The organism is Streptomyces sp. NPDC051664, from assembly GCF_044453545.1.
GTDB lineage: Bacteria > Actinomycetota > Actinomycetes > Streptomycetales > Streptomycetaceae > Streptomyces.
In genome coordinates this window covers 1-7,238 of record NZ_JBITCU010000079.1, presented here as the reverse complement: position 1 = coordinate 7,238, position 7,238 = coordinate 1, and the positions used below count along the sequence as shown (strand labels likewise).

The window sequence follows — 7,238 nt, the reverse complement described above, 5'->3', positions numbered from 1 at the left end:
GGCGAGGTTTCTTCTTCCCCATGCTCTCCATGATGGACATCCTCCCGGGGCTGAGCCCCTGATCTCGAATGTCCGTCAAAGCGGATCAAGCCCAAGCGGACAACAGATGGTCGTCCTGGCTCGCGCACTGGGGCATGCCTACTTCTGCGATGAGGGACGGTGCGCCCATGTGTCAGGGGTGGAGTTCATGGGTGTTGGGTGTCGAGTTCGCCGACTTCTCCATCGGCTGACGGTCCGCCGCCAGGAAACCGCCGTCACGAGTCTCTGCGCGGACTCCAGCCTGACGAGGATGCCGGTCTGCGGGGTGGTGCAGTCAGTAGAGGCTCGTAGCGTTCGGCTTCTTTGCGTTCTTTCCAGTCCCACACGACGCGGCCTGGTTCGGTCTGTTGAGGAGCCGGGGGCTGAGGTGGGCGGAGGTTTGGCGCTCTCGGCGAGGCGTAGCAGCTGAGGCTGGTCGCCTTGGCAGGCCAGGAGTTGCCGGTCAGCGACATCGGTGAGAGTGGCGAAGCATGCTGCGGCGCGGAGGAAGTGGTGTGCCCATGCCGGTATTGGGTGAGTGGCGTAGCGGGCGGGGTCGTGGAAAGCGACGGTTGCGGTGTCCTCGTCGAAGTCCTCGGTGCGAACGGTGGTGAGCTGATGGAACAAGCCACCTGTGAGCAGGGCGGCGGCGAGACGGGGGACGTAGACGAGGCCGATGAGGACCGGGAACTCGATGAGCGGCCTACGAGGCCGGAGAGGGCTTGGCCGGAGGTGACGCCGAAGGTGGATGGCGACGGCGACGGCGAGTTCGAACTTGTTGCCGGCCGTGGTGAAGGCCAGAGTCGCGGTGCGGTCGTAGGCGAGTCCGATGGCCTTGCCCAGAGCGAAGGTTCCAGCCCACATGAGGGCGAAATAGACGCGCAGGGGCAGCGCGATCCGTGCAACTTCCCGCAGGTGATGATCTTGCACTGCGATGCAAAGAGGATGACGATCGTGAACAGCAGCCCGTACAGAGCCCCGGGCCGATTCCGGGAAGGAACTTCTCCTCGTACCTGGTGCGGTCCATCTTGCGCTCGCCAATGCGTCGGGGGAGGAACCCAGCCAGCAGTGGCATGCCGTCCAGCTCATCGGCGCATCACCGTGCAGCGCCTGTGTGGATGCCCAGCGCATGTTGGTGGCGGAGAGCTGCTCGATACGCTCTGGCATGAGTGTCGTGGCGCGTGAACGTTGGTTGCCGATCCAGGCCCGAAGGAGCGCGGTCACCTGGGCCGGGTCGGGTCGAGCCGCGTGGCGAAAACGCCGAGGCGGTGCGCTGGACCTCGTTCACCCGATGCAGCTGGCTCATCTCCCGCCGCAGCTGGGCCGGCTCTTCCAGTTCGTCGGTGGTCAGCCGGTCATGCCGCTCGCCCGCATCGGCCTCGGCCTGCCGGATCCAACCCCGAGCAGTCGGGATGCGGGCCAAGCTCGACGGCCAGTTGCTTGCTCACGGGCTTCGGTTCGGTCGTGCGGTATATACGCACTCATGGTCGGCGTTGCTGTGCAGCAGCCCCGCAGCGGGTCGGCGGGCGCGATGACCGCAATGCCGGAGCGCTTCAGATCCTTGACGACGCCGTTCCAGCTGGAGGAGTCCGCGAAGGAACCGTGCACCAGCACCACCGGCGGCTTGGCGCCCGGGCGGTGAGACTCGATCTCGGTCGCCTCGGTGGCGCTGGCGGGCGTGGTGACCATCAGGGCCAGCGCTGCCGCACCTGCGGCGATCCCGAGGGCGGCGTATGTGCGGAAAGAGCGGCTCTTGAGCTTGCGGTTCATCGGTGATCTCCCTGTCGGATACATCAGTGACGGCTCCGGGATGCGGACTGTCCGGCGCCACATCAAAACCCTAGAGCGAAATTACCTCGTGTACAAGTTACGCGTGAGTGATTCACTCGCGGGATAGGTGATGGATCATGAATGCGACACGCCTGACCAGCACTGCGACGAGAGCGGCAGCACTCCTGTTACCTACCCCACTAAATCGATAGAAAAGGGACATCGGAGCCGTCCTTGCTCGTGAACGACCAGCTGCGCTTCACCCTCTACGCCGCCTCCCGCGCAGTGACCGGCATGTACAGGCCACCGCAGCCAATGGCCTCATCACACGCCGTCGTCGACCAACGACCAGCAGGTTGTCGAGGTGCCCCTCCCCGAGGAGGGCGCCGCGAGGCGCGAACGCATCCTCGGGATGCCCCGCCGTCCTGGTGGCGGGCCGCTGCGCGGGCGATCGGTGCGGCCTCGGGGCCCGCGGGCAGCGAGAGGGTCAGTACCCGATCTGGAGGCAGCGCCTTCGTGCGGGCGAGCAGCATCAATGCCTCGCCGGTCCGGTGGCCGTCCGGGAGCGCGTGTGCGAGGTCGTCGCACAGGTCCGGCAGGGGCCTTGTGCCGGCGCCGTCCAGGAGCGGGCGAAGCGGGCCGGGGGAGAATCCCGTGCGGGACGGTTCGCGCGATAATCCACTCGCGCATGTACTGACGCGCGTTGTCGCAGAGCGCAGCGTGTCGACACGCGGCAGATGCCACCGCGACGTCATCCTCTTCAACGACACCGAGCTCGAGAGCGGGATGTTCGTGGCCGAACCTCAGAACATCCACCTGTAGTACCCACCGCCGCCAGAGCACAGGCCGGGCGGGGCGCAGGAGGCATGGGAAAGCTGAGACTGAGTGATGCGGTTTGCTCTCACGGCGGGGCTCGGGGCAGCGTCACCATGGTCACCTTGGAAACAGCCCTTGCGCTGAGCAAACGTGCCCGGCGCCCAGTGAGACACGTAGCCCGGCTACTCCAGTGGCAGCTACGCCCAACCTCACGATCCCGACTGATGCCGGAGCGCGAAGCGCAGGTGGCGGATGCGGCGGATGCACGGGGCGGCGATCTGTCCGGGAAACCGTTCCCGACGGATCAGCGACGGAGCAGCAGCCGGGTCAGGTTGCGGAGAGGTTGGCTGTCAGACGCTCGAGGAAAGACTTGGCATCCGCGATCTCCTGAGGGCTCAAGCAGACAGCCTCCCCCATAGCGGCGGGGACGGCGCGAGCGCGCTCGCGGAGTTCAGTCCCCTGCTCGGTGAGGGTGATCTGCACCGAGCGCTCGTCGCTCGCCTGGCGCTCGCGCCGGATGAACCCGTGAGCCTGCAGGCGCTTCAGCAGCGGGGTCAAGGTGCCGTAGTCGAGCTGCAAAAGCGTGCCCAGGGTCTTGATAGGGAGGGCGCCGTGCTCCCACAGCACCAGCATCACCAGGTACTGGGGATAGGTCAGGTTGAGCTCCTCCAGCAGCGGGCGGTAGCGACTGGTCACCGCGCGCTGAGCTGCGTACAGGGCGAAGCACATCTGGTCCTCGAGGAGCAGGCTGACTTCGGTGGCGTCACCCTGTCCGGCACCCGTCTCGATCTTGCTCATCACGACTCCTCCTCCGCGCAAACCTTTCACGCATAGTTACTATACCCCAAAACTTACATGCTCAACATTAGATTGTGCACACTTAATAGGACCGCCCGGCGGCGACACCCCGGACACACCACGCCGCCATCACATACACCCGACGGTCACCCGCGCGACGCCACCGCTGGCGCATCACGCACGGCCGCACCCGCATACCCGATCGCCGGAGCAATCCAACCGGGGCTTTGCGCGCAGAGGAAAGCCGCGCCCATCCGCCGCTCCGCGGCGACCCTCAGGGTGCCCATCGCCCCTCGGGCCCCAGCGCCCCATCGGCCCCACGGTCGGCCGGCCCCAAGGAGCAGCCAGGGATCACCGAGGGTGACAGTGCGCAGGCCCCACCGTATGGACCAGCTCGGCCGAAGACGCCGTCGCCACAACAGGCGGGCTCGACACACTGATCAGCAATGCGGGCGAGACAGTACGCCCCCCTCGAAACCGTGGGCCGCACAAGAAGGGGGCTCCCTGGAGCGCTACCGCGAGCCCGGCCCGGGCCGTCCAAAGCGTCACCCGTGCGCTGCTCCGCGACACGTTCCGGCCACCCGTGAAGCCCCGGACGCCGCGTCAGCGTCGCCGGGCTCAAGCCACAAGGATGACCGCCTCGCAGAAGCTTCCGCATAGGCCCCGCACGCACCGGCTCCGTGCGGCGACTGCCCGTGGCGCACCAGGCCTGCGCAGCAAGAAGCCTCACCCAAGCCCCGGGATCGGCCTGGGGCCGCCACACGGCCCCGGAGGCCGGGGCCCAGCCCCGCCGCTTGTTCCCTTTGCCACACTTTCAGTGCCCAAGTTTTACTTGCGCACGAGTTAAGTGCCGGATAGGTTTCTTGGCAGGTTGAGTCGCAGGATGAGCCACCCCATCGCCATCCCACCACCTGTTGAACCGGTGACGCACAGATGCGTGAAATTCACCGACGCCAAGAAGCAAGGACATCCCCATGGATCTGAAACTCGAAATGATCGTGCTGCCCGTCTCCGACGTCGATCGGGCCAAGGCCTTCTATGAGGCGGTGGGATTCCGCCTGGACGTCGATTACACGCCCAGTGACGACATCCGGGTGGTCCACTTCACGCCGCCCGGCTCCGAGAGCTCGATCATCTTCGGAGAGGGAATGACCCCCAGCGCCCCCGGCTCGCTCCAGGGCCTGTACCTCATCGTCACCGACATCGAAGAAGCCCACGCCGAGCTCACCAGCCGCGGTATCGAGGTGACGGAGGTGTTCCACGACGCCGGAGGGCTGTTCCACGGCCACGGCGCCGGAGGTGTCGTCCACCAGCGCGCAGGCCAGGAGCGCCTGGCCGGCGCGCACCCCGATCGCGCCTCCTACGGCTCCTACCTCACCTTCAGCGACCCGGACGGCAACGGCTGGGTGCTCCAGGAAGTGACGCAGCGCGCCCCCGGCCGCTGACACCACACCACCACCCAACGGTGCAACGGTCATAGCCAACCCGGACCGCGGCTACCCCCTTCAGCCCCTGGCCACAGCACCCGCAAAGCCGAACACCCGGACCCCGGCACCGACCCGCCAGGCGCAAAGGCGCGCCCCAGCACCAGCGGTCCGGATACCACGCAACCGCATCAGCCGAGCACCGCCCTGCGCATCTCCCCGGTGAAAGCGGGGAGATGCGTGCGGCCAGGTGCCGGGCCGCCGAAATATCCGACCGAGTTGCAGAAGCAGTGATGAACGGAGCAGCAATGAACGAGACCCCCCGCACCTACGATGTGATCGTCATCGGCGCAGGCCCGGTCGGTGAGAACGTGGCCGAACGCGCCCGCGCCGCCGGCCTGAGCACCGTGATCGTAGAGCGTGAACTGATCGGCGGGGAGTGCTCGTTCTGGGCCTGCGACCCCAGCAAGGCGCTGCTGCGCCCGGTGGTGGCGCGCGCCGACGCGCGCCGAGTGCCCGGGCTGAGTCAGGCGGTCGCAGGGCCGCTGGACGTCGAGGCGGTCCTCGCGCACCGCGACAAGATGTCTTCGTACTGGAAGGACGAGGACCAGGTCGACTGGCTGAACTCGGTCTCCGTCGATCTGATCCGCGGCCACGGCCGCCTCACCGGCCCCCGCAAGGTGAGTGTGCAGACTCCCGACGGTGAGGCCGTCGCCCTCACGGCTCGGCACGCCGTTGCCGTCTCCACCGGAACCAGCGCGGCCCTGCCTCCCATCCCCGGCCTGGACACCGTCCGCCCCTGGACCAGCCGTGAGGCGACCAGTGCCCACAAGGTCCCCGGACGTCTGGCGGTGGTCGGCGGCGGTGTGGTGGCCGTCGAGATGGCCACCACCTGGCAGGCGCTCGGCTCCCAGGTCACCATGCTGGTTCTCGAGGACGCGTTGCTGCAGCGGATGGAGCCGTTCGCCGGAGAGCTGGTGACCGACGGCCTGCGGGAAGCCGGCGTCGACATCCGGTTCGGGACCTCCGTGACCTCCCTGGCCCGCGAGGACGGCGAGGTCCAGATCACCCTGGCCGACGGCGGACATCTGGCGGCGGACGAGATCCTGCTTGCCACCGGCCGCGCTCCGAACACCTGGGACCTGGGGCTGGAGACGATAGGTCTCACCCCGGGCGACTGGCTGAAGGTGGACGACACCTTCCAAGTGACCGACGTCGCCGACGGCTGGTTCTACGCCGTCGGCGACGTCAACCACCGCGCCCTGATGACCCACCAGGGCAAGTACCAGGCCCGGATCGCGGGCGCGGTCATCGGCGCCCGCGCCAAGGGAGAGCCCATCGACGACGCCCCCTGGGGCGCGCATGTCGCCACCTCCGACCACGCGGCCGTCCCCCAGGTCGTCTTCACCACCCCCGAGGTCGCCTCCGTCGGCCTGACCAGCCGCGAGGCCGAGCAGAGCGGGCGCCGCATCGAGGTTGTCGACTACGACCTCGCCCACGTCGCCGGCGCCCACCAGTACGGCGAGGACTACCGCGGCCGGGCCCGCATGCTCATCGACACCGACCGCAACACCGTCGTGGGCGTCACCTTCGCCGGCCCCGGCGTCGGGGAACTGGTGCACTCGGCCACCATCGCGGTCGCCGGCGAGGTACCCCTCGACCGGCTCTGGCACGCCGTCCCCGCCTTCCCCACCCTCGGCGAAGTCTGGCTGAGGCTGCTGGAGACCCACCGAGGCTGAAGGCAGCCACTGCGGGACGCCCGGGCCTGACCGTTGGCGTAGCTTTCCGGCGGTTCGCCGCACGGCCGTTGTTTCCCCCAACGCCGGCGAGCCCAGCCGGAAAGCCCTCCGGCAGATATCGCCCGTCTGCGCTTGAGCGCGGGTGCGCCACAACTGGCCCGGGTTGAGGACCACTTGATCACGATCGAAGATCACAAAACTATTGCCACTCCATGGCACCGGCGCACAGAACAGGTTGGTGTGGCAGTTCAGCGACGCAGGCGCCCGCCGGGCAGTGGGCCTGGAGGAGTGGCGGGTGTTCGTCAATCTGCGTCGCAGCCAGCGGCTCGCGCCGATGGGCCCGAGACCGTCTACGCGTGGTTCAGCGTCGGAAGCGCGACGGTCTACCGCTACGTGCGGAAGGCGATGGAGATCTGGCCGCGCTCGCACCGAGCCTGGCAGAGGCACTGCGTCCCCTCTCCCCCAAGCCAGCACGGCTGCTGTCCCCGCCACGACCGCACGATGGCAGGGACCAGCCGTGACGAAAAGCTTTGGACAGCTCTGGTGGGAAGGAGGCTGGGCCAATCGGTGTAGCTGCCGGATGAGCGGGCCTGTCGTCGGCACGGGGTGGGCAGGGATGGCGGCGGAGGTGTTTTCGGATGCCCAGCGGTGACGTGCTCGTACTCATCGATGA

Annotated in this window: 4 protein-coding genes and 1 pseudogene; 2 read left to right on the top strand and 3 right to left on the bottom strand. The window is 67.8% G+C overall.

The annotated features are described in order from the left end of the window. Nucleotides 1-678 precede the first annotated feature (678 nt). The 3 genes and pseudogenes from ACIA8E_RS41315 to ACIA8E_RS41305 form a co-directional block, all read right to left on the bottom strand. Nucleotides 679-1,096: pseudogene (locus tag ACIA8E_RS41315) on the bottom strand (arsenic resistance protein); the annotation flags it as partial. A gap of 269 nt (nt 1,097-1,365) precedes the next feature. Then, nucleotides 1,366-1,788, bottom strand: a complete 423-nt coding sequence (locus ACIA8E_RS41310; RefSeq protein ID WP_399307192.1) for a hypothetical protein — start codon at nt 1,786-1,788, stop codon at nt 1,366-1,368. A 1,143-nt stretch (nt 1,789-2,931) separates the two neighbouring features. After that, the gene (locus ACIA8E_RS41305) at nt 2,932-3,402 is read right to left on the bottom strand and encodes a MarR family winged helix-turn-helix transcriptional regulator (protein ID WP_399307190.1); all 471 of its coding nucleotides are present in this window, start codon (nt 3,400-3,402) and stop codon (nt 2,932-2,934) included. A 974-nt stretch (nt 3,403-4,376) separates the two neighbouring features. On the opposite strand from ACIA8E_RS41305, the gene ACIA8E_RS41300 reads away from it, so the two are divergent. Together ACIA8E_RS41300 and ACIA8E_RS41295 are read left to right on the top strand one after the other, a co-directional pair. Next, nucleotides 4,377-4,847: a VOC family protein gene (locus ACIA8E_RS41300; protein ID WP_399307188.1), complete on the top strand. Its 471-nt coding sequence runs from the start codon at nt 4,377-4,379 to the stop codon at nt 4,845-4,847. Between the two features lie 287 nt (nt 4,848-5,134). Then, on the top strand, nt 5,135-6,565 hold the full coding sequence (locus ACIA8E_RS41295) for a dihydrolipoyl dehydrogenase family protein (RefSeq protein WP_399307186.1): 1,431 nt from the start codon (nt 5,135-5,137) through the stop codon (nt 6,563-6,565). The last annotated feature ends 673 nt before the right edge of the window (nt 6,566-7,238 follow it).